20 protein-coding genes and 1 pseudogene are annotated in these 21,171 nt (G+C 60.2%); 16 read left to right on the forward strand and 5 right to left on the reverse strand.

Annotated elements, in window-relative coordinates; all coding sequences use genetic code 11:
- The first annotated feature begins 34 nt into the window (after nucleotides 1–34).
- Nucleotides 35–1,996 (forward strand): DNA topoisomerase IV subunit B, encoded by a 1,962-nt coding sequence (gene parE, locus V7Z56_RS10000; protein WP_334129279.1) that lies wholly within the window; start codon nucleotides 35–37, stop codon nucleotides 1,994–1,996.
- 31 nt (nucleotides 1,997–2,027) lie between these two features.
- Here the strand turns inward: parE and V7Z56_RS10005 are convergent, their stop codons facing one another.
- Complete coding sequence (locus V7Z56_RS10005; protein ID WP_334129280.1) at nucleotides 2,028–2,741, reverse strand: alpha/beta fold hydrolase; 714 nt, start codon at nucleotides 2,739–2,741, stop codon at nucleotides 2,028–2,030.
- A gap of 238 nt (nucleotides 2,742–2,979) precedes the next feature.
- Between V7Z56_RS10005 and V7Z56_RS10010 the strand changes: the two genes are divergently transcribed.
- The 12 genes and pseudogenes from V7Z56_RS10010 to V7Z56_RS10065 all read left to right on the forward strand — a co-directional run bounded on the left by V7Z56_RS10010 (nucleotide 2,980) and on the right by V7Z56_RS10065 (nucleotide 13,227).
- Nucleotides 2,980–4,419: a DEAD/DEAH box helicase gene (locus V7Z56_RS10010; protein ID WP_334129281.1), complete on the forward strand. Its 1,440-nt coding sequence runs from the start codon at nucleotides 2,980–2,982 to the stop codon at nucleotides 4,417–4,419.
- Between the two features lie 122 nt (nucleotides 4,420–4,541).
- The gene (locus tag V7Z56_RS10015; protein WP_334129282.1) at nucleotides 4,542–4,784 is read left to right on the forward strand and encodes an Lrp/AsnC ligand binding domain-containing protein; all 243 of its coding nucleotides are present in this window, start codon (nucleotides 4,542–4,544) and stop codon (nucleotides 4,782–4,784) included.
- A gap of 152 nt (nucleotides 4,785–4,936) precedes the next feature.
- Nucleotides 4,937–6,097: an ABC transporter substrate-binding protein gene (locus tag V7Z56_RS10020; RefSeq protein WP_443023790.1), complete on the forward strand. Its 1,161-nt coding sequence runs from the start codon at nucleotides 4,937–4,939 to the stop codon at nucleotides 6,095–6,097.
- A 98-nt stretch (nucleotides 6,098–6,195) separates the two neighbouring features.
- On the forward strand, nucleotides 6,196–7,125 hold the full coding sequence (locus V7Z56_RS10025) for a branched-chain amino acid ABC transporter permease (RefSeq protein ID WP_334129284.1): 930 nt from the start codon (nucleotides 6,196–6,198) through the stop codon (nucleotides 7,123–7,125).
- Nucleotides 7,122–8,114 (forward strand): branched-chain amino acid ABC transporter permease, encoded by a 993-nt coding sequence (locus tag V7Z56_RS10030; RefSeq protein ID WP_334129285.1) that lies wholly within the window; start codon nucleotides 7,122–7,124, stop codon nucleotides 8,112–8,114. Before V7Z56_RS10025 ends, V7Z56_RS10030 begins: the two co-directional genes overlap by 4 nt.
- A pseudogene (locus tag V7Z56_RS10035) lies at nucleotides 8,111–8,870 on the forward strand (ABC transporter ATP-binding protein). The gene V7Z56_RS10030 and the pseudogene V7Z56_RS10035 overlap by 4 nt, the downstream one beginning before the upstream one ends.
- A 4-nt stretch (nucleotides 8,871–8,874) precedes the next feature.
- Entirely contained in the window at nucleotides 8,875–9,576 is a 702-nt protein-coding gene (locus tag V7Z56_RS10040; protein WP_334129287.1) for an ABC transporter ATP-binding protein, read from the forward strand.
- A gap of 176 nt (nucleotides 9,577–9,752) precedes the next feature.
- On the forward strand, nucleotides 9,753–10,784 hold the full coding sequence (locus V7Z56_RS10045; RefSeq protein WP_334129288.1) for a GGDEF domain-containing protein: 1,032 nt from the start codon (nucleotides 9,753–9,755) through the stop codon (nucleotides 10,782–10,784).
- A 128-nt stretch (nucleotides 10,785–10,912) separates the two neighbouring features.
- Nucleotides 10,913–11,698 carry a 2-(1,2-epoxy-1,2-dihydrophenyl)acetyl-CoA isomerase PaaG gene (gene paaG, locus V7Z56_RS10050; RefSeq protein ID WP_334129289.1) on the forward strand — a complete coding sequence of 262 codons (786 nt, stop codon included), beginning with the start codon at nucleotides 10,913–10,915 and terminating at the stop codon, nucleotides 11,696–11,698.
- 4 nt (nucleotides 11,699–11,702) lie between these two features.
- Nucleotides 11,703–12,170, forward strand: a complete 468-nt coding sequence (gene paaI / locus V7Z56_RS10055) for a hydroxyphenylacetyl-CoA thioesterase PaaI (protein ID WP_334129290.1) — start codon at nucleotides 11,703–11,705, stop codon at nucleotides 12,168–12,170.
- Nucleotides 12,171–12,211: 41 nt separating this feature from the next.
- The gene (locus V7Z56_RS10060; protein ID WP_334129291.1) at nucleotides 12,212–12,910 is read left to right on the forward strand and encodes a DUF2461 domain-containing protein; all 699 of its coding nucleotides are present in this window, start codon (nucleotides 12,212–12,214) and stop codon (nucleotides 12,908–12,910) included.
- 92 nt (nucleotides 12,911–13,002) lie between these two features.
- On the forward strand, nucleotides 13,003–13,227 hold the full coding sequence (locus tag V7Z56_RS10065) for a hypothetical protein (protein ID WP_334129292.1): 225 nt from the start codon (nucleotides 13,003–13,005) through the stop codon (nucleotides 13,225–13,227).
- 86 nt (nucleotides 13,228–13,313) lie between these two features.
- Here V7Z56_RS10065 and V7Z56_RS10070 read toward each other — a convergent pair whose 3' ends face one another.
- Nucleotides 13,314–14,363 carry an alcohol dehydrogenase gene (locus tag V7Z56_RS10070; RefSeq protein ID WP_334129293.1) on the reverse strand — a complete coding sequence of 350 codons (1,050 nt, stop codon included), beginning with the start codon at nucleotides 14,361–14,363 and terminating at the stop codon, nucleotides 13,314–13,316.
- Between the two features lie 29 nt (nucleotides 14,364–14,392).
- Nucleotides 14,393–15,898 carry an aldehyde dehydrogenase gene (locus tag V7Z56_RS10075; protein WP_334129295.1) on the reverse strand — a complete coding sequence of 502 codons (1,506 nt, stop codon included), beginning with the start codon at nucleotides 15,896–15,898 and terminating at the stop codon, nucleotides 14,393–14,395.
- 196 nt (nucleotides 15,899–16,094) lie between these two features.
- Here V7Z56_RS10075 and V7Z56_RS10080 point away from each other — a divergent pair, with 196 nt between their 5' ends.
- The 3 genes from V7Z56_RS10080 to ald all read left to right on the forward strand — a co-directional run bounded on the left by V7Z56_RS10080 (nucleotide 16,095) and on the right by ald (nucleotide 19,103).
- A complete protein-coding gene (locus tag V7Z56_RS10080; RefSeq protein ID WP_334129297.1) occupies nucleotides 16,095–17,009 on the forward strand; it encodes a LysR family transcriptional regulator in 915 nt (304 codons plus the stop codon).
- A gap of 114 nt (nucleotides 17,010–17,123) precedes the next feature.
- Nucleotides 17,124–17,891: a crotonase/enoyl-CoA hydratase family protein gene (locus tag V7Z56_RS10085; protein WP_334129298.1), complete on the forward strand. Its 768-nt coding sequence runs from the start codon at nucleotides 17,124–17,126 to the stop codon at nucleotides 17,889–17,891.
- A gap of 93 nt (nucleotides 17,892–17,984) precedes the next feature.
- The gene (gene ald / locus V7Z56_RS10090) at nucleotides 17,985–19,103 is read left to right on the forward strand and encodes an alanine dehydrogenase (protein WP_334129299.1); all 1,119 of its coding nucleotides are present in this window, start codon (nucleotides 17,985–17,987) and stop codon (nucleotides 19,101–19,103) included.
- On the opposite strand, the gene V7Z56_RS10095 is transcribed toward ald, so the two are convergent.
- Nucleotides 19,100–20,302: an NnrS family protein gene (locus tag V7Z56_RS10095; protein ID WP_334129300.1), complete on the reverse strand. Its 1,203-nt coding sequence runs from the start codon at nucleotides 20,300–20,302 to the stop codon at nucleotides 19,100–19,102. The genes ald and V7Z56_RS10095 overlap by 4 nt on opposite strands.
- A 69-nt stretch (nucleotides 20,303–20,371) precedes the next feature.
- On the reverse strand, nucleotides 20,372–21,151 hold the full coding sequence (locus V7Z56_RS10100) for a DUF2189 domain-containing protein (RefSeq protein ID WP_334129301.1): 780 nt from the start codon (nucleotides 21,149–21,151) through the stop codon (nucleotides 20,372–20,374).
- Nucleotides 21,152–21,171 lie beyond the last annotated feature (20 nt).

A 21,171-nucleotide genomic window follows, 5' to 3' on the forward strand; every position in this document is an offset into this window, starting at 1 on the left:
AACAGCAGCTTTTTATCTCTAGTGAACTGATTTTATGTCCGATCTTTTCCAGCAGCCCAAAACCGACAGCTCTGATTATTCCGCCAAGGATATCGAAGTCCTTGAGGGGCTGGAGCCTGTCCGCCTGCGCCCCGGCATGTATATCGGCGGCACGGATGAACGCGCGCGCCATCATCTCGCGGCAGAGGTGCTTGACAACTCCATGGACGAGGCCGTCGCCGGTCATGCAACGCGTATCGAAGTGGAGCTCTTCGCCGACGGCTCGCTGCTCATCCGCGATAACGGGCGCGGCATCCCCATCGACCGCCACCCCAAATATACCGACAAATCGGCGCTTGAGGTCATTCTGACGACGCTCCATTCGGGCGGCAAATTCTCGAACAAGGTCTATGAGACATCGGGCGGCCTGCACGGCGTCGGGGTGTCGGTGGTCAATGCGCTCTCCGACCGGATGATCGTCGAGATCGCGCGCGACCGCGAACTGTGGCGGCAGGAATATTCGCGCGGCGTCCCCGTCACGGCGCTTGAGAAAATCGGCGCGGCGCCGAACCGGCGCGGCACCTCCATCCAGTTCCACCCTGATCCTCAGATTTTTGACGCCGGCACCGCTCTCCGACCCGGGCGGCTTTACAAGATGGTGCGCTCGAAAGCCTATCTTTACCGTGGCGTCGAAATCCGCTGGAAATGTGCCGAGGAACTGATCAAGGACGAGACGCCGGCCGAAGCGGTGCTGCATTTCCCGGGCGGCCTTCGCGATTTTCTGGATGCCTCGCTCGACGGCATCAAATGCGTGACGCAGGAACCGTTTTCGGGCCGCGTCGAGGTCGAGGGGCAGCGCGGACGGGTCGAATGGGCCGTCGCCTGGCCGATGGACAACACCAGCTTCCTCAACTCCTACTGCAACACCGTGCCGACGCCGGAAGGCGGCACGCATGAGCTTGGGATGCGGGGCGCGCTTCTGCGCGGTCTCAAAGCTTACGGCGATCTGATCAACAACAAGAAAGCCGCGCAGATCACGGGGGAAGATATTTTCTCGGGCGCCGCGGCGGTCCTCTCGATCTTTATTCCCGATCCGCAGTTCCAGGGCCAGACGAAAGAGCGCCTGACCACCAGCGAGGCGACGCGCCTTGTCGACCTCGCTATCAAGGATCATTTCGACAACTGGCTCGCCGGCGCGCCCGATCAGGCCAACAACCTGCTCGCCTGGGTGATTGACAAGGCCGAGGAGCGTCTCCGTCGCCGGCAGGACAAGGAAACCAGCCGCAAGACGGCGACAAGCCGCCTGCGCCTTCCCGGCAAGCTTGCCGATTGCAGCAAAAGCGGACGCGAGGGGACGGAGCTCTTTATTGTCGAGGGCGACAGCGCCGGCGGCTCCGCCAAGCAGGGACGCGACCGGCAGACGCAGGCGATCCTGCCGCTTCGCGGCAAGATCCTGAACGTCGCCTCCGCCACGCACGATAAAATCCGCGCCAATCAGGAATTGCAGGATCTCGTTCAGGCGCTCGGCTGCGGCCTTCGCGACAAATACCGGAGCGAGGATCTGCGCTATGAGAAGGTCATTATCATGACCGACGCCGACGTTGACGGCGCACATATCGCCTCCCTGCTGATGACCTTCTTCTATCGCGAGATGCGGCCGCTGATTACCGATGGCCATCTTTATCTGGCGCAGCCGCCGCTCTATCGCCTCTCGCAAGGGGGGAAAACGGTTTATGCGATGGATGATGCGCATAAAGACCGGCTGCTCGCGACCGAGTTTTCCGGCCGCGGCAAGGTTGATATCAGCCGCTTCAAGGGTCTTGGTGAAATGCCGCCCGCCCAGCTCAAGGAAACGACGATGAACCCGAAGAAGCGGGTGCTGCTCCGCGTTGATGTGCCGATCGAGGAATTTGGCGAAACGGCGGAGCGGGTCGAAAGCCTGATGGGCAAGAAGCCCGAGCTCAGATTCGCCTTCATTCAGGAAAACGCCCGCTACGTCGAGGATATCGACGTCTGATGCGCACGGCCCGCGCGACGGCGGGCGCTTCCTACTCGGGCTTGCGGGCCAGCCAGCGGCGCATATGCTCCGTCGTCTCTTCCGGGCGCTCCATCGTCGGCAAATGGCCGCAGGTTGAGATCTCGACATACTGCGCGGTCGGGATATTGACCGCCATTTCCCGCTGCAGGATCGTCGGGATCAGCCGGTCCTCCGCGCCCGCAAGGACCAGCGTCGGACAGCGGATATCGTCCAGGATGTGGGTCAGCGGCTGGCGCGACAGCAGCGCCCGCTCCTGGCGGATAAAGGCGTCGCGGCCCGTATCCTCCGCCATTTTGAAAATACGTGTTGTCAGCTCCTCATCCTCGAGCCGCGAGGGATGGATCAGGACCGGCAGCAGGCTGCGCGTGACGCCGTGGAAGGTCGAGGCCTGCTCCGCGAGGCGGATGAAATCCTCGCGTTTGCGTCGATCCTCTGGCGTATCGGCGAGCGGACGGGAGGCGAGCAGCGCAAGGCGGCTGACCCGCTCGGGCGCCTGGTTCATAATCTCAAGGGCGAGATAGCCGCCCATCGAAAGGCCGGCGAGCGCGAAGGTCTCGGGCGCCGCTTTGAGAATTTGCGCGGCGATCGCGGGCATATTGTCGTCCACCGTATGATCGGCGACGATGATATCGGCAAGATCCGCAAGCCCCGCAATCTGATCGCGCCACAGGTCCGCCGTACACAGCAGCCCGGGAATCAGAACGAGTGAAGGTTTCTCTGTCATTACTGCGCATTTCGTTGTATAATAAGCACGTCAATCGCTCGAAGGAGCCTCCGCTATTTTTACAGACAGGACCGGCGATTGAGAACCATTAACTTTAATTTTCGTCTTTTTTAGTAGAAATCGCGGCAGATCGCCCGGTTTTACTGAAATTCGCAGGAAATGTTTGACAGAAGTTGTCAATTCACTAGATTGCGCACAGTTTTATGCAGATTTTATTAAGAACGGTATCTCACGCTACATGACATTTGCAGATCTCGGACTAAGCCCCGACGTATTGAAAGCGGTTGAAGAAACCGGCTATAAAAATCCGACCCCCATCCAGGAAAAGGCTATCCCGTATGTGTTGATGGGACGCGATGTTTTGGGTACGGCACAAACGGGCACCGGCAAGACGGCAAGCTTCACGCTGCCGATGATCGATATTCTCGCGGCGGGTCAGGCCAAGGCGCGGATGCCGCGCTCGCTGATTCTGGAGCCGACGCGCGAGCTTGCGGCGCAGGTCGCCGCCAATTTCGAAACCTATGGAAAATACAGCAAACTTTCCATGGCGCTGCTGATCGGCGGCGTTTCCTTCTCGGATCAGGATGCCAAGCTCGACAAGGGCGTCGATGTGCTGATCGCAACGCCGGGCCGGCTGCTCGATCACGTGGAGCGCGGCAAGGTAATGCTGAACGGCGTCAAGACGCTGGTGATCGACGAAGCGGACCGGATGATGGACATGGGCTTCATTCCCGATGTCGAACGCATCGTCTCCCTTCTCCCGCCGCTCCGCCAGACCCTCTTCTTCTCCGCTACCATGTCAAAGGACATGCGCAAGCTCGCCGACAAATTCCTTCACAATCCGAAGGAAGTCGCCGTCTCGCCGCCCACCTCGACGGCGGCAACCGTGACGCAGCAGCTGCTGATGGTGCAGAAGATGGAAAAACGTCCGGCGCTTCGCAAGCTGCTCCGCGAACAGGATGTGAAAAACGCCTTCATCTTCTGCAATCGCAAGAAGGATGTCGATATCCTGCTTGGCTCGCTCATCAAGCACGGCTTCAACGCCGGCGCCCTGCATGGCGATATGACGCAGAGCCATCGCATGGAGACGCTGGAAAAATTCAAGAATAACGAAATCAAACTTCTCGTCTGCTCTGATGTCGCCGCCCGCGGCATCGACGTGAGCGCGGTGAGCCACGTTTTCAACTTCGACGTCCCGACCCATGCGGAAGACTATATCCATCGCATCGGCCGGACCGGACGCGCCGGGCAGGAAGGCCATGCCTTCACCCTCGCGACCAAGGCCGATGAGAAATATCTCGATGCCGTCGAAAAGCTCGTCGGCCGGCAGATCCCGCGCATGACGCTGAGCGGTATGGAGGAAGTCGCCGAGGAAGCCGCCCGCATCAGCGAGCGGGAGAAACGCAACAGCGGACGCGAAAAATCCGGTCAGCGCAAGAGCGGATCGCGCAAAGACAGCGCCAAAGCCGCCGCCCCCCGCAAAAGCGAGCCGCGCGAGGAGAAAAAGACGCCCGCCGCCGCAACGCCTGCGGCGGCAGCAAAGACAGCTCGCAGCAAACCGAACGGCTCAAAATCCCATTCGCGGCACTCCCGCGATGATGACGCGCCGGTTCTCGGCCTTGGCGAGAATGTGCCGGCCTTCTTCAACATCACTTTTCGAAAGTCCGCAGAGAAATAGCACCATCGCCGGACGGGCTCTCGCAAGGGAGCCTTTTTTGTTCCATCAGCCGGCAAAACTTCCTAAACTCGGACCCTGACCTCCCTCTCAATGAGGATAACCCTGCAGGAAAGGCATCTGTCGTGAAAACGATCTTTATCATGGTGAAATGTGAACTCGGAAAGGCCTACGACGTCGCCGGAGAAGCCGTGGAAAATGTCGAGCAGGTTTCTGAAGTTTATTCAATTTCAGGGAATTACGACCTGATGATGAAATGTTACCTGAATGATGATCAGGACATCGGACATTTCGTCAACGAGCAGATCCAGTCGCTTCCGGGGATCAAGGACACCTTCACACTCATCACCTTCAAGGCCTTCAGCTAGCGGCTGAGGCGCAAATCATCCATCCCCGCAAAACGGACCTTTCCCCAACCGGCGAAATTCTTTAAGCTGGTCATCGCTTTAGGGAGGGAAGCGGGGATCCCGTTTCTGACATCGTACAGGGAGACTTCATCGTGAAAAAGACACTTATCGGCATGGCGTCCGCACTGGCCCTGCTGAGCGCTCCGGCGCTTGCGAACACCACGGAGCCGGTCAAGATCGGGTTTGTGACAACGCTCTCAACGGGCGCCGGCGCGATCGGCGAAGACATGCGCAACGCCGTCGAACTCGCCATCGAGCATCTCGGCGGCAAGATGGGCGATCGCCCCATCGAGGTCATTTACGAGGATGACGCCTTCAAGCCGGAAATCGGCAAGCAGAAAACCGACAAGCTAGTCAAGAAGGACAATGTGGATTTTGTCGCCGGCTATATCTGGAGCCATGTTCTGATGGCCTCCTACAAGAGCGTTGTCGACAATGGCAAGTTTCTTGTCAGCTCCAACGCCGGGCCGAGCGCGCTTGCGGGCAAGCTCTGCAATCCGAATTTCTTCTCCACCTCCTGGCAGAACGACCAGACGACCATGGCCATGGGCGATCTGCTGAACGAGCGCGAGATCAAGCGGCTCTATGTCATGGCGCCGAACTATGCCGCCGGAAAGGATATGGTCGAGGGAATGGAGCGGACCTTCAAGGGCGAGATCATCGGGCGCGACATGACCAAATTCCCCGATCAGCTCGACTTCTCGGCGGAGCTCGCCAAGGTGCGCGCGGCCAAGCCCGATGCGCTGTTCGTCTTCTACCCGGGCCGCCACGGCGTTCAGTTCCTGACGCAGTATGCGCAGGCCGACCTTGCCAAGACGGTGCCGCTCTACACCACCTTCACGATCGACTCGATCAGCCTGCCGCGGATCGGCGAACAGGCCCTCGGCAGCATGATGACGATGTTCTGGTCGCCCGATCTGGATGTCCCGGCCAACCATAAATTCGTCAGCGACTTCAAGGCCAAGCACGGCAACTATCCGAGCCACTACGCGGCCCAGACCTATGATTCCATCATGCTGATCAACAGCGCGGTCGAGAAGGTGAATGGCGATTTGAGCGATCAGGATGCGGTGCGCGCAGCGCTGCAGGCCGCCGATTTCGACAGCATCCGCGGCGACTTCAAATTCGGTCACAACCACCATCCGATCCAGGATTTCTATCTTCGCGAAGTCGTGAAAGATGCGGACGGCCTTTATACAACGAAGATCGTCACCAAGGTCTATGAGGATCATCAGGATACCTACGCCGCCGAATGCAAGATGAGCATCAACTAGGCCCGCGGGCCTGTCCACTGCCTGTATGAAGGGCCGATCCCGTGCGCCGGGGTCGGCCCGCTTCCCACGTTTTACCTTGAGGGGGGTCAGAACGTCGCATGAACTGGTTGCTTCTGCTGGAACAGACATTGAATGGTTTCCAGCTCGGCCTTCTGCTTTTTCTTCTCGCCGCCGGGCTGACGCTCGTCTTCGGCATCATGGACATGATCAACCTCGCCCACGGATCGCTTTACATGATGGGCGCCTATTTCTGTGCGACCTTTACCGGCTGGACCGGATCCTATCTTTACGGCGCGCTGCTGACGATCCCGGCGGTTTTTCTTCTCGGGCTGGTGATCGAGATTGTCGCGCTGCGAACACTCTATGCCCGCGATCATCTCGATCAGGTCATGGCGACATTCGGCCTCATCCTCTTTTTCAATGAGGCGACCCGCCTGATCTGGGGGCCCGTCGGGCTGTCCATTCGGCTGCCGGATTTTCTCATCCAGACGGTCGAGGTCGTGCCGGGCGCGCCCTACCCCGCCTTTCGCCTGCTCATCATCATCGTCGGCTTCCTCGTCGCCGGGCTGCTCTATGCCCTCGTCTCGCGCACCCGGCTCGGGATGCTGATCCGCGCCGGCGCCAGCAACCGGGAAATGATCGGCGCGCTCGGCGTCAATGTCCGGCTGCTGTTCACGCTCGTCTTCGGGCTCGGCGCTGCGCTCGCCGGACTTGCCGGGCTGATGGCCGGCCCCATTCTCTCGGTCTCGATCGGCATGGGCGAAAGCATCCTGATCCTGACGCTCGTCGTCATCGTCATTGGCGGTATCGGCTCCATCAAGGGCGCCTTTGTCGCGGCCATCCTGATCGGGCTGATCGATACTGTCGGCCGCTCCTTCCTGCCGGAGCTTCTCGATCTCTTCCTGCCGTCCGACAGCGCGGCGACGGCCGCCCCGGCGATTGCCTCCATGCTCATCTATCTCCTGATGGCGCTCATCCTTGCCATCCGCCCGCAAGGGCTGTTCCCGCCGCGGGGAGTTGGCAAATGACCCTGACACCCCGCACTGCCCTCAATGCGGCCCTGCTGCTTCTGCTCGGCCTCGTCCCCCTTCTCACGAGCTGGATGGGCGACAGCTTCTATACCGGGCTGCTGTCGCGCATCCTGATCCTCGCCATCGCTGCGCTCAGCCTCAACCTGCTAATCGGCTACGGCGGGATGATCAGCTTCGGCCATGCCGCCTATATCGGGATCGGCGCCTATGCGGTCGGGATCGGCGCGTTCCACGCCTTTGAAGACGGCATCGACTGGATGCTGAACGGCTATATCCAGCTTGCCGCCGCGCTTCTCGGCTCGGCGCTTGTCGCCCTTATCATCGGCGCGATAAGCCTGCGCACCCGCGGCGTCTATTTCATCATGATCACCATGGCCTTCTCGCAGATGCTCTATTTCACCTTCGTCGGGATAGAGACCTACGGCGCCGATGACGGCCTCACCATCTACGTCCGGAGCGACATGCTCGGCCTTATTGACCTTTCCCATGAGACAAGCTTCTACTATCTGATTTTCATCTCGCTGCTGATTGTCCTTTACCTGATGCACCGGCTGGTCAATTCTCCCTTCGGCCATGTCATTCGCGGCGCGAAATCGAATGAAGCGCGGATGCGCGCCATCGGCTTCTCGCCCTATCGCTACCGCCTGACGGCCTTCGTGATCGCCGGCATGATCGCGGGCTACGCCGGTTTTCTCATGGCCAACCTGAATGACTTCGTCAGCCCCGATCTCCTGCACTGGACGCGCTCGGCCGATCTGATCATCATGATCCTGCTCGGCGGCATGAGCAGCCTGTTCGGCCCGCTCTACGGCGCGCTTGCCTTCCTGATGCTGGAGGAGATCCTCTCGTCCATCCCCTACTCCATCGGCGGCCTCAACCTCGGCGAATACTGGCAGCTGCTGTTCGGCCCGCTGCTGATCTTTATCGTGCTGTTCGCCCGAAACGGGATCGAAAGCTTCCTGCCCGGTGCAAGGAAAAACGGATGAGCACGCCCGATACATCTCTTCTCTTCGTTCGCAACCTGGTGAAGCGCTATGACGGCGTACTCGCAACGGACGACCTGTCGCTCGACGTGCGCGAGGGGGAGCTGCATGCGATCATCGGCCCCAACGGCGCCGGCAAGACCACGCTGATCAAGCAGCTCACCGGCGAGATCCGTCCCGACAGCGGCGATGGTGATTTTTGCCGGGCGCAGCCTGCGACGTATCAAGGAGGCGGCGCGCTCGCATCTCGGCCTCGCTCGCTCCTTCCAGATCACGAGCCTGTTTCGGGATTTCACCGTGCTTGGCAACGTCCGCCTCGCCGTGCAGGCCCATAGCGGCCATTCCTTCCATTTCTGGCGCAATGTCGAGAAGGACGAGCGACTCAAGGAGAGGGCGCACGCCATCCTGAAAGAGATGGGGCTCGATGCCGCCGCCGATCTTCCGGTCGCCCGCCTCAGCCACGGGGAGCAGCGCCAGCTCGAAATCGCCATGGCGCTCGCTACCCGCCCGAAAATGCTGCTGCTCGATGAGCCCATGGCCGGCATGTCGGCAGAAGACAGCGCCCGCATGGTCACCCGGCTTGCGGCGCTCAAAGCGCACTATACCATCCTGCTGATCGAGCATGATATGGATGCCGTCTTCAGCCTCGCCGACCGGATAACGGTGCTTGTCAACGGGCAGGCGATTGCAAGCGGCACGCCGGCCGAGATCCGCGAGAATGACGAGGTTCAGAAGGCCTATCTCGGGGAGGAGGCGTAAGCGCATGCTGGAGCTAGACGCAATAGAAAGTTTCTACGGCCAGAGCCAGATCATGTTTGGCCTCTCGCTCAATATCCGCGAAGGCGAGGTTGTCACCCTGATGGGCCGGAACGGCATGGGCAAGACGACGACCGTGCGCGCCATCACCGGTCTCACGCCCGCGCGCCGGGGCGTGATCCGCTTCAAGGGAGAGAACATCACCGCCCTTCCCTCCTATCGCATTGCGCGGCGCGGCATCGCCCTCGTGCCCGAGGGGCGGCTGATTTCGCCCAACCTCACGGTTAAGGAGAATCTCGTGGCAACCCGAAGCGACGGGCCATCCGGCGCGCCTCGCTGGACGCTCGCGCGGGTCTGGACGCAGTTTCCCCGCCTTCTTGAACGCCGCGACAGCATGGGCAACCAGCTCTCCGGCGGCGAGCAGCAGATGCTCGCCATCGCCCGGGCGCTGATGACCAATCCGGAGCTGCTGCTGCTCGATGAGGCAACCGAAGGCCTCGCGCCGCTGATCCGGCAGGAAATCTGGCAGATCCTCGCCGAGCTGAAGAGTGAAGGCCTCTCGATCCTCGTTATCGATAAAAATATCCAGGCGCTCAGCAAACTCGCCGATCGTCACTACATCATCGAGAAGGGGCGGATCGTCTGGGAGGGCGGATCGGAAGCTCTTATGTCGCAGCATGAGATCAAGAATAGATACCTCGGCATATAATTTTCTGCCAACTGAAAGTAAATATGCCTCGAAGGCGCCTTATATTGCGGAAAATTGCGCCAAACCCCAGAAAGAAAAAAAATTAATTATAAATTTACTTTGATTCTATATTAAATAGGTTCCGGTGACCCCGAAGGAAAACCATTGCATCGTACCTTTTGACGGGATTGTTTGACTTGCCACTCCAGAGCGATTTCGAGACTGTCCGCGCCCTCGCCAAGAAAACAATGAACCTGATGGAAGAACGAGGTATCCGGCAAACGCCCCCAAATTACGCCATCTGGTATGAATATCTCCAGGAGAACAACCCTGACCTGACACGGGCAGTCAATCAGGTGCTGGTCAATAACGGAAAGTTCACCGAGCAGGTAAGCGCCGATCTCTACGCCCGCTTCTTCACCCGGGAAAAGGAGAACAAGGCGGTCGAGGAGACGAGCCGTCTGGTCCAGGAATCGATGGCCAACATGATGGGCGATCTGACCCGGACCAGCAGCGATATCTCGAACTATGAAGAACAGCTGCATGATTTCGCCACCCGCGTCGAAGGCGTCAGCGGAAGCGAGTTGCAGGCGATGGTCAGTGAAATTCTCTCGCAGACGCATTCCGTCTCGGACAACACCCGCAACCTTCAGCATGGGCTGGAAAGCGCTTCGCGCGAAATTGCCGATCTCAAGCGCCGGCTGCAGTTTGTCCAGAAAGAGGCCTATACTGATTCCCTGACCGGCATTCCCAACCGCAAGAACTTCGATGAGCAGCTTGCCAAAGCGATCACCAAGGCGCAGGAGACAGGGCGGGAACTTTGCCTGATCATGACCGACATCGATCATTTCAAGCTGTTCAATGACACCCACGGCCACACCTTTGGCGATCAGGTCCTGAAGCTGGTGGCGGCGACGCTTTCGCAAGGGATCGATCGCGCCGCGCTTGCCGCGCGCTACGGCGGTGAGGAATTCGGCATTATCCTTCCTGATACGACGATCAGCGATGCCGTCAACCTCGCCAATGATCTCAGGATGGCGATCTCGGCAAAAAAACTGATCAAGCGCGCCACCCGGACCGAGGTCGGAAAGATTACCATGTCATTCGGCGTCACCTCCTACGCCCGGCCGGAAGATGCGCTGCCCATGATCAACCGTGCGGACACGGCGCTTTATGAAGCGAAAAAGTCCGGGCGCAACTGCGTCAAATATCTGCAGCCGATCGTCTGATCGCTCGCGCGCTCTCTGCCACCTGCCGCGCCGCTCCGGCCGCGCCTCTGGCAACAAATTTCTGTTGTCCGCGCCGCCCATTAGACTAATCTGATCCCACGCCCATTGATAAGAAGAAAGAAGCATCCATGTCTTACAACACGATCAAATTCGATGTCCGGGAGGGCGTCGCCAAAATCACCCTGAACCGGCCGGATAAACTGAATGCCTTCTCCGACGAGATGCATGCGGAGCTCCGCGCCGTTATGCCGACGCTGGAAAGCGACGCCGTGCGCGCTGTTCTGATCACCGGCGAGGGGCGCGCGTTTGGCGCCGGCGCAGACCTTTCGGGACGCAGTCACGACGGCCGCCCGTCGCTCGATGCCGGGGAGACGCTTGAGAAGAACTACAATCCGCTGATCCTGTTCCTGCGCGCGCTCGACAAGCCCGTGATTGCGGCAGTCAACGGCATTGCCGCCGGCGCCAGCATGAGCCTCGCGCTCGCCTGCGATATCGTCCTTGCCGCAAAATCGGCTTCGTTCCTCCAGGCCTTCTGCAACATCGGTCTTATCCCCGATGCGGGCAGCACCTATTTCCTGCCGCGGCTTGTCGGCTCCGGCAAGGCGATGGGTCTCACCATGCTCGGCGAGAAGCTGCCGGCGGAAGAGGCGGAAAAGATCGGCCTCATCTGGAAATGCTATGATGACGACGCGCTGATGCCCGCCGCCGAAGCGCTGGCGGCGCGGATGGCGAAAGGGCCGACCAAGGGCTATGCGCTGATCAAGAAGGCGATGAATGCGAGCCTGCATAACGATCTCGCCCGGCAGCTTGACGTTGAGACAGAGTATCAACGCGCCGCCGCCAACAGCGAGGATTTCATCGAAGGGGTCGCCGCCTTCCTGCAGAAGCGGCCAGCAGCGTTCAAGGGACGGTGATGCGATGACGGAACGGAGTGGCGTCGATGCCATTGCCATCGCCCGCACGGTGGCCGAGACAATGTATCGCAAGGATATTGCGTCGCAGTCCGCCGGCATCACGCTGAAGGAAATCGGCCCCGGCCATGCGGTGATGTCGCTCCGGATCACGGATATGATGCTGAACACGCATGGTATCTGCCACGGCGGCTATATCTTCATGCTGGCTGATTCCGCCTTTGCCTATGCCTGCAACAGCTATAACCAGAACACGGTGGCCGCGGCGGGGCAGATCAATTTCCTGAAGGCTGTGCAGCCCGATGACCTGCTCACCGCAACGGCCAAAGAAATATCAAAGACCCGGCGCACCGGCCTTTATGATGTGACTGTCACGAACCAGCATGGCGAGATGGTCGCCTGCCTTCGCGGCAATTCCCACACGATCAAGGGCCAGATCCTGCCGGGGCTTGGCACGAGCGACGCGGACGGCTGAAAGACACGCCGCCGCGCAGCCGGACCGAAGGGACGAAATAAATGAGCGAATTCAACGGGTTTCCTAAAGACTGCCTGGCGTTTTTTCGCGACCTCGCGGCGAATAACAACCGCGAGTGGTTCACGCTCAACAAGGAGCGCTACAGGCAGTCCGTCCTCTATCCGATGAGTGATCTGATTGCCGCCCTCGCGCCACGGCTTGAGGCAATCGCGCCGATGTATGTCGCCGATCCCCGCCCGCATGGTGGATCAACCTTCCGCATTTACCGGGATGTGCGCTTCTCACGCGATCCGCGGCCCTATAAGGAGCATGTCGCCTGCCAGCTGCGCCATCAGGCGGGACGTGATGCCCATGCGCCGGGATTTTATATCCATATCGCGCCGCAGGAAGTCCGGTTCGGCGGCGGCATCTACCTGCCGCCGGTGCCTGTCCTCAATAAGGTTCGCCGCGCCATCGCCGAGCGCCCTGCGGACTGGTGCGTCTTAAAAGAGGACCCCAATTTTCAGAAATTTTTCCCGGACGGCATTCGCGGCGATAGCCTGAAGCGGGCCCCGAAAGGCTTTACCGAGGATCATCCCGAGATCGCCGATATCCGCCGCAAGACCTTCTTTGTGATGCATGGGCTCCGCAATCCGGAAGACATCACCCGGGCGGATTTCATCGACAAGATCGACGAGACATTCCAGCGCGCGACGCCCTTTATGCGCTTTCTCACCAACGCAGTCGAACTTCCCTTCTGACCGCCGTCGTTCCCGCGCCTTAACAGTCTTTTAAGAATATTTTCCTAAAATTGGCGGCAAATGATAACCGGCGTTCTTCAAGGAATACTCTCATGATGAATATTATCGAGCTGCACCCCGATACCACTGTCGATCTTTACAGCACAGCCCATAACCTGATCGTCCACCAGGGGGAAAAGGCGCTCGATATGCTGCGCGCAGAAGCGGACGATCTGCGCCGGAACGACGGATCGGAAGAAAATCTCTATGCCTGCATCGAGCTGATGCGGGTGGTCGGGGAGCTGATCAACATGGAGATGGTTGGCCCCGTCCATTAATTCGCAAAACCCTTGCGACAGGAAGCAACAAGAGCGGCACTTCAAATGCCGCTCTTTTTGTTTTTAGCCGATCCTGCGCGTTGCGCTCAGCTTTGCAGCACAACCCGCCCGACGATATTTCCGGCGCGCAGGTCTTCCAGCGTCTTATGCGCCTCATGCATCGGGCGCGGCGTGATCGCAAGCTCATTCAGCTTGCCAGATTTTGCAAGATCCATCAGCTCCCGCATCTCGCGAAGGTTGCCGACATAGCTGCCTTCAACGGAGATCGCCTTGATCGGGAACATCGGCAGCGGCAGAGAGAAGCCGCCGCCGAACAGGCCGACGATCACCAGCTTCCCGCCCTTGGCCAGAACCTTCACGCCGAAGGCCGCACTGCTCTCCGCGCCAACAAAGTCGATGGTCGCATTGACGCCCCCGCCGGTCATTCCCATGAAGGTCTTGACCGCGGCGGGATCAGCCGGATCAATCGCGGCGACCGCGCCGGCGGCGAGGCCTGCCTCCCGCTTTTTCGGATCGATATCGGCGACATAAATCTCGGCGTCCGTCACCGATTTCGCTATCGCCATCGCCGCAAGGCCGACACCGCCTGCGCCGAGCACCAGAAGCTTGCCGCCATTGGTGCGCGATTTCACCTTCTGAAGCGCGCTGTAGGCGGTAAGCCCTGAGCAGGTGTAGGTGCAGGCAAGCTCTTTCGGCAGGGCGCCATAATCGAGAAGATAGCGCGAATGCGGCACGATAAGCGTATCGGAATAGCCGCCCGCAACGTCAATTCCGAGCTGGCGCGGCCGGCTGCAGAGCTGTTCCTCGCCCGATGCGCAGATCGCGCATTTGCCGCAGCCGATCCACGGATAGACCACGCGCTTGTCGCCGACTTTCACGCCCGTTACCTTGTCGCCGACCGCCTTGACGGTGCCAACGATTTCATGGCCGAGCGTAAAGGGCAACTCGCGCCCGCCGCGAATATCCAGCTTGCGCCCCTGCCCGAGATCGAAATACCCCTCCCAGATATGGATATCGCTGTGGCAGACGCCGCAGGCGGTGATATCCAGCACAACCTCTTCGCCCTGAGGCGTCGGCGCTGTGCCGGTATTCTCCACCAGCGGCGCCCCATACTCCTCGAACTGGTAACTCTTCATTCTTCCCTCCCCGTTTTTATAGACCCCGATCAGGCGATATTGATCCAGGTCGTTTTGATCTGCGTATATTTTTCGAGCGCATGGAGCGAGCGGTCGCGGCCGCTGCCGGACTGCTTGTAGCCGCCAAAGGGCGTCGACATATCGACATCATCATAGGTGTTGACCCAGACGGTGCCGGCGCGAAGCGCCTGGGCAAGCTGGTGCGCTTTCGAGATATCGCGGGTCCAGACCGACGCCGCGAGACCATAAATGGTCTCATTGGCGATCCGCACACCCTCTTCCAGATCCTTGAAGGTGATGGTACTGATCACGGGACCGAAGATTTCTTCGCGCGCAATGGTCATGTCATTGGAAACATTGTCGAAAATAGTCGGCTCAATATAGTATCCACCGGTTTCCTGCAGCACCTGCCGGCCGCCGTGGAAGAGCTTCGCGCCTTCTTCCTGACCCTTGTTGATATAGCCCATGACGCGGTTTGTGTGCGTCTTGTCGACCATCGCGCCGACCATCGCCTTCGGGTTCAGCGGATCCATTGGCTGCAGCGTGGCGGCAACGCCCGCGATCTTTTCGATCAGCTCATCCTTGATGCTGTCCTGTACGACAAGGCGGGAAGCGGCGGTGCAGACCTCGCCCTGATTGAAGAAGACACCCATGGCGATTTTCTTCGCCGCGAGATCAAGATCGGCATCGGCCATCACGAGGCTCGGGCTTTTGCCGCCGCATTCGAGGCTAACGGCCTTCAGATTGCTTTCCCCGGAATAGCGCATGAACATCTTGCCGACCTCGGTCGAGCCGGTGAACGCGAGCGCATCCACATCCATATGCCGGCCAAGCGCCTGCCCTGCAGTCTCGCCATAGCCGGGGAGGACGTTGAAAACGCCGTCCGGAATACCGGCTTCCGAGGCGAGCTCTGCGATACGCAGCGCGGTCAGCGGCGACTGCTCCGCCGGCTTCAGGATGACGCTGTTGCCGGCGGCAAGCGCCGGCGCGAATTTCCACGACGCCATCAGCAGCGGGAAGTTCCACGGAACGACGCAGGCGACGACGCCGATCGGCTCCCGCGTCACAAGCGCGAGCGAGCGGCGGCGATCGGTCGGCGCAATCTCGTCATAGACCTTGTCAATCACCTCGGCATACCAGGAGATGGCACCGGCGGAGCCCGGGATATCGACGGCGCCCGCCCACTTCACCGGCTTGCCCATGTCGAGAGATTCGAGCAGCGCAAGCTCATCGCGGTGCTTCATGACGAGGCCGGCAAACTTCTGCATCACGGATTTCCGCTTTGCCGGCGCTTCACGCGACCAGACGCCTGCGTTGAATGCCGCGCGCGCCGCTGCGACGGCGCGATTGACGTCTTCCACATCGCATTCGGCAACCTTGGTCAGCACGCGGCCATCCACAGGGCTGACACAATCAAACGTCTTTCCGGAGGCCGCATCGACATACTGGCCGTTAATAAAGGCCTTACTACGGATTGAGATTTCACTTTCCAGTTTTTCCCAGTCTTGCCGGGTCGGAGCAGGCTTCGCAGACATCGATCTTTCCTCTTTTTGATTATCGCAGGCGCGTTGAGTTTAAGCTTTTTCCGAGAATAGCCAATGGTATTTATTCGCGAAAGCTATTCTTGACCGTTTGGTCGAAAAACATCTGTTGTCGCGCTGACAAATCGCGCATCATGGGCTATTACCTTATCTTACCGAACGCCGGTTCGGTTGATAGGACTGTTTTATAATGCACAGAAATATAAACCTGACGCAGGTTCAGACCTTTCTCTGGGTCGCCACCTTGCGAAGTTTTCGCCGGACCGCGGAAAAGATGAATACGACGCAGCCGGCCATCTCCTCGCGCATCGCCCGGCTTGAGGAGACGCTCGGCGTGCGGCTGTTCGAGCGGGACAATAACTTCATTCGCCTGACGCAGAAAGGTGTCGAACTCCTGCCTTATGCGGAAAAGCTGCTCCGTACATCGTCGCTGCTGGTCGATCAGATCTGCCATGACGAAGAGCGACAGGGCATGCTCCGGCTCGGGATATCGGAGATGGTGGTGCATACCTGCCTTCCCGAATTCGTCGGCAGCCTCGGCGAGAAATTCCCGTCGCTCGAGCTTGATATTGTCGTTGACACCACGGTCAACCTGCACCGCGAGATCTCAGAGAAAACGATCGACTTCGCTTTCATGATGGGGCCGGTCGTAGATTTCCAGATCGAGAATGTGGAACTGTTGCAGTTTGAAATGATCTGGGCCGCCGCGCCGTCCTTGCATCTTTCCACCGATCGCCCGCTGTCGCTCGATGAGCTTTCGGTGAGGCCGCTTCTCACCTTTGCGCAGAATACCCGCCTCTACGGCGAGCTCACCCGTCAGCTTCGCAAAGCAACGGAACGGCCGCCGCATGTTTTTCCCGTCAATTCCGCGGCCGCCATTCGCCGCCTTGCGCTCGACGGGATCGGCGTTGCGACGCTGCCCCGCCAGATGATCCGCAGCGACCTCGAGACCGGCGCGCTGCAGGAAATCAAATGCAGTTGGCGCCTGCCTGGCATGCGCTTCACGGCGGCATATCCGACCGATCCCTATAATCCGATGACCGAGAAAATCATCGCCCACTCGATCGAGGTGGCGCGGCGCTACCAGCAGCAGATGAAGCGCTGACCCTCCCGCCCCCATCGCCGCCGTTGCCATTCGCGGCAGGCCGTTATATTTTGACAGCAAAATGCGATTATTGTCCCGCGCGGCCCCTGCGCCGATGCGGTAAAAGGATATTCTATGAGTGACCCGCAAAAAATAATAACCGAAACGAACGGTCCCGTTACCACCATCATCATCAACCGTCCCGATGTGCGCAATGCGCTCGATCAGGAAGCATCCGATCTGCTCGCCAAGGCCTTCAAGGCGTTCGAGGCCGATGACAGCCAGAAGGTCGCCGTCGTGACCGGGGCGGGCGGCGCGTTTTGCGCGGGCGCCGATCTCAAGGAAACCGCGAAACGGACCGACTACAAGGCGTGGGCCGGCCATCCGGACGGACCTTTCCACAAGCCCCTCGCCAAGCCGCTGATCGGCGCCATTGCGGGCCATGCCTGCGCCGGCGGGATGGGCCTTGCGCTCTTTTGCGATATCCGCATCGCAGAAGAAAGCGCCGTTTTTGGGATTTTCTGCCGCCGCTGGGGCGTGCCGATGAGCGACGGCACCCCGACCCGCCTGCCCCGTGTTATCGGCATGGGCCGCGCGCTCGAGATGATGTTGACCGGTCGCCCCGTGTCGGCCGAGGAAGCGCTTTCATGGGGTCTGGTCAGCCGCGTGGTTGCCGAGGGGCAGGCCCGTGCGGCGGCCGAGGAGATGGCGCGGCAGATTGCCGAGTTTCCGCAGATCGCCATGCTCTCCGATCGCCACAGCGTCTATGCACAGGAAGGCCTGACCGATCTTGCCGCCATCACGCTCGAAATGCACGCGGCGGAAGAAGCCAAGCAACGCGAAGCGCAGGCCGGCGCCGCGCGCTTCGCGGCTGGGCAAGGCCGTCACGGTAGCTTCAAGTAATTTATTAGAATTTACGCGTAAATCTATACTCACGTTCATCCGTCCGGATGGCACACGCGTGCGCACGTTATTTTGTTGCAGGAGGCAACACAGATGATCATCGGATGCCCCAAAGAAACCAAAGACCATGAATATCGCGTTGGCCTGACGCCGGAAAGCGCGGCGGAACTGATCAAGCGCGGACATGGCGTCCTGATCGAAAAGGACGCCGGTCGCGGCATCGGCGCGAGCGATGCGGCCTATCGGGCGGTTGGCGCAGAGATTATCGGGACTGCCGCCGAAATCTTTGCCCGCGCCGACATGATCATCAAGGTCAAGGAACTGCAGGCGGAGGAGCGCCCGCTCCTTCGCGCGGGGCAGATTTTCTTCGCCTATCTGCATCTTGCGCCGGATCCTGAGCAGACGCATGCCCTGATGCAGTCGGGCGCGGTCTGCATCGCCTATGAGACGGTGACGGGGCCGGACGGCGGCCTGCCGCTCCTCAAACCGATGAGCCAGGTTGCGGGCCGGCTGGCGGTCCAGGTCGGCGCGACGGCGCTTGAAAAATCCCATGGCGGCAGCGGTATTTTGCTTGGCGGCGTACCGGGCGTCAGCCCCGCGAAAGTCGTCATCATCGGGGGCGGCGTTGTCGGCTTCAATGCCGCACAGATGGCCGTCGGCATGCATGCGGATGTGTTCATTCTCGATCGCGATCCGGCAGCGCTCGAGCGTCTTGAAAATCATTTCGAGGCAAAGGCGCAGGTTCTCTATTCCACGGGCGCGCTGCTCGAGCGTCTGGTGCTCGATGCCGATGTTGTTATCGGCGCCGTGCTCATCCCGGGCGCCGCAACGCCGCGGCTGGTGACGCGGGAGATGATCCGCGGCATGCGCGAGGGCTCGGTCGTTGTTGACGTCGCGATTGATCAGGGCGGATGCTTTGAAACCTCGCGCCCGACCACCCATACAAACCCGACCTATGTTGTCGACGGGGTCGTGCATTACTGCGTTGCCAATATGCCGGGCGGCGTCGCGCGCACCTCAACTTATGCGCTGAATAATGCCACGCTGCCGCACGCGCTGCGCATCGCCGACAAAGGCTGGCGCGCCGCGATGCAGGATGATCCGCATCTGGCAAACGGGCTTAATGTCTGGAACGGCAAGATCACCCATGCGGCAGTCGCGCGCGATCTCAATCTTGCCTACACCCCGGCCTCCGTCGCGCTTCAGGGCTAGGCTCCGGGCCTTGACGCTCCCGCGCCCCGGCGGCGGAACAGCATCGGCGCAAAGGCGGCGCTGAAACCGGCGAAGGCGAGCACCCATGCCGCGGCGGCAATCTCGAGGAGGATGTCCATGGCCGGGGCATAGAGGGCGGCGGCGATGCGGGCAAGCGCCGCGATCCAGACAAGCATGAGGATCAGCCGTATTTTCATATTGGTTTTGAGCACGCCCCCCGTCAGGCTCACGGTGGAGCGGATCATCACCGAAAGCGTCATCGAGCCGATCGCGCCGACGCCGAGCGCGTGGATCCCCGCAACGGGCGAGATATCGGCGGGCCAGGTATTGCTGAGCGCCAGCAGCAGAAAGCCGGCCGGGATGAAGAGATAGCTGACGTGCAGGATCGCGACCACGAAGTCGCCCGCCACTCTCTCCCCGGCCCAGCGGGCAAGGCGGATCAGATGCAGTATCCCGGCAATCCCCATCAGCGCCGCAACGACAATTCCGGCGGGAAGAAGGATCCACGCGCCAAGGGCGATGACGGCAAGCGACGTCGCCGCGATATCGAAGCGGCCGAACGGGGTTGGCAGGCGCCCGGGCGACTGGCGGGCGAGATAGTTGCGCGTGAAGCTCGGCACGATGCGCCCGCCGATCAGCATGATGAGGGTGATGGCGACCGAGAGGGCGAGCCGTTCGCTGTAAAACGCCATGCCATCAACATGCGCTTCAAGATGGAAGCCGAGGTTGGCGAGCCAGAACACGGTTGCGGGGAGGAGAATCTTCAGATTGCGCCAGTTGCGGCCCGAAATGATCTCATTGCCGATGACGAATACGACAAGCGTCAGGAACGCAAGATCGATTACGAGTGTCAGCTCCCAGCCGAGATATGCGGAAAACGAGACGGCGACCCGCCCTGCCATCCAGACCAGCAGCAGCAAAAGCAGCGGCGCCCCCTGCAGCGGCATTCGCCCGCTCCAGTTGGGAACGGAGGTAAAGAGATAGCCGGTGATGATCGCGGCGAGATAACCGAAAAAGATCTCATGGCTATGCCACTGCACCGCGCCGAACAGGCTGGAAATCTCAACAGTGCCGTAAAACAGAGGCAGCCAGACCAGCATCACAAGGCTCGCCTGAACGGCGCCAAAGAAGAAAAAGGGACGGAACCCGTAGCTTAAAATCCCCGGCCCGCGGTAATTCCGCACCCTCGGTATTGCCATGCTTTCGCCCTCCCCGTCGGACGGCAAGCCGGGGGCGGCTGCAATCGCCCCGCCCCGGCGCGTGTTAGGTTAGCGAAGATCCTTGTAGACGTGCCACGTCGCATGGCCGAGCAGCGGGAAGATCAGGATCAGACCGAGCAGCCCCGTCAGCAGGCAGACCACGAAGGACGCGAGCACAATCGCCCCCCACGTCAGCATCACCGGCAGGTTGTTCCAAACGATCGCCATGCTGAGCCCCATCGCGGTCAGGGCGTCGGTCCGCTCATTCAGCAGCATCGGCACCGCAAGAACGCTGATGGCAAAGGAGAAGGCGGCAAAAATTCCGCCGACCAGGCTGCCGACGATCAGCAGCATGATGCCTTCGGGCGTCAGCAGGATCTCGACGATATGGTCAAGGCCCGGAAACGGCAGCAGGCCGAAGAACAGGGCATAGAGCAGTACCGCCGCGCGCATCCAGAGGAGCATCAGGAGGCAGAGCAGAACGCCGATAAACAGGATCTGCGCGCCCGATTTCGGCTTGACGAAAATCATGCGCATCAGCGAAACCGGTTCGTTCTCCATGAGACGGCGGCTTTTCTCGTAAAGACCGATCGCAAGCGTCGGCCCGATCACCATGAAGCCCGCCAGCGCCGGGAAGAGAATATAGTCGAGCGAGAGGGTATAGAGGCTCGTAACGACCAGAAGTGAAATGACGAAGATGAGGAACCCGTAGGCAAGGCTGGCGGCGGAATGCGTCATCATGTCGTCCCAACCGTCTTTCAGCCAGCCGAATGCTGCCGAGCGGTCAAGATTTCGGGCCAGAGAAACTTCCGGCGGCAATGGAGGAACTGTCTTCGGTATCCTAATCATCACACGTCTCCTAACAGGAT

It is taken from the genome of Sneathiella sp. (assembly GCF_036844445.1).
Lineage (GTDB): Bacteria > Pseudomonadota > Alphaproteobacteria > Sneathiellales > Sneathiellaceae > Sneathiella.

Bases quoted from the DNA above. Each gene is read 5' to 3' on its own strand.
- parE (WP_334129279.1), top strand. From the start codon at position 35: ATGTCCGATCTTTTCCAGCAGCCCAAAACCGACAGCTCTGATTATTCC.
- V7Z56_RS10005 (WP_334129280.1), bottom strand. From the start codon at position 2,741: ATGACAGAGAAACCTTCACTCGTTCTGATTCCCGGGCTGCTGTGTACG.
- V7Z56_RS10010 (WP_334129281.1), top strand. From the start codon at position 2,980: ATGACATTTGCAGATCTCGGACTAAGCCCCGACGTATTGAAAGCGGTT.
- V7Z56_RS10020 (WP_443023790.1), top strand. From the start codon at position 4,937: ATGGCGTCCGCACTGGCCCTGCTGAGCGCTCCGGCGCTTGCGAACACC.
- V7Z56_RS10025 (WP_334129284.1), top strand. From the start codon at position 6,196: ATGAACTGGTTGCTTCTGCTGGAACAGACATTGAATGGTTTCCAGCTC.
- V7Z56_RS10030 (WP_334129285.1), top strand. From the start codon at position 7,122: ATGACCCTGACACCCCGCACTGCCCTCAATGCGGCCCTGCTGCTTCTG.
- V7Z56_RS10040 (WP_334129287.1), top strand. From the start codon at position 8,875: ATGCTGGAGCTAGACGCAATAGAAAGTTTCTACGGCCAGAGCCAGATC.
- paaG (WP_334129289.1), top strand. From the start codon at position 10,913: ATGTCTTACAACACGATCAAATTCGATGTCCGGGAGGGCGTCGCCAAA.
- paaI (WP_334129290.1), top strand. From the start codon at position 11,703: ATGACGGAACGGAGTGGCGTCGATGCCATTGCCATCGCCCGCACGGTG.
- V7Z56_RS10060 (WP_334129291.1), top strand. From the start codon at position 12,212: ATGAGCGAATTCAACGGGTTTCCTAAAGACTGCCTGGCGTTTTTTCGC.
- V7Z56_RS10065 (WP_334129292.1), top strand. From the start codon at position 13,003: ATGATGAATATTATCGAGCTGCACCCCGATACCACTGTCGATCTTTAC.
- V7Z56_RS10070 (WP_334129293.1), bottom strand. From the start codon at position 14,363: ATGAAGAGTTACCAGTTCGAGGAGTATGGGGCGCCGCTGGTGGAGAAT.
- V7Z56_RS10075 (WP_334129295.1), bottom strand. From the start codon at position 15,898: ATGTCTGCGAAGCCTGCTCCGACCCGGCAAGACTGGGAAAAACTGGAA.
- V7Z56_RS10080 (WP_334129297.1), top strand. From the start codon at position 16,095: ATGCACAGAAATATAAACCTGACGCAGGTTCAGACCTTTCTCTGGGTC.
- V7Z56_RS10085 (WP_334129298.1), top strand. From the start codon at position 17,124: ATGAGTGACCCGCAAAAAATAATAACCGAAACGAACGGTCCCGTTACC.
- ald (WP_334129299.1), top strand. From the start codon at position 17,985: ATGATCATCGGATGCCCCAAAGAAACCAAAGACCATGAATATCGCGTT.
- V7Z56_RS10095 (WP_334129300.1), bottom strand. From the start codon at position 20,302: ATGGCAATACCGAGGGTGCGGAATTACCGCGGGCCGGGGATTTTAAGC.
- V7Z56_RS10100 (WP_334129301.1), bottom strand. From the start codon at position 21,151: ATGATTAGGATACCGAAGACAGTTCCTCCATTGCCGCCGGAAGTTTCT.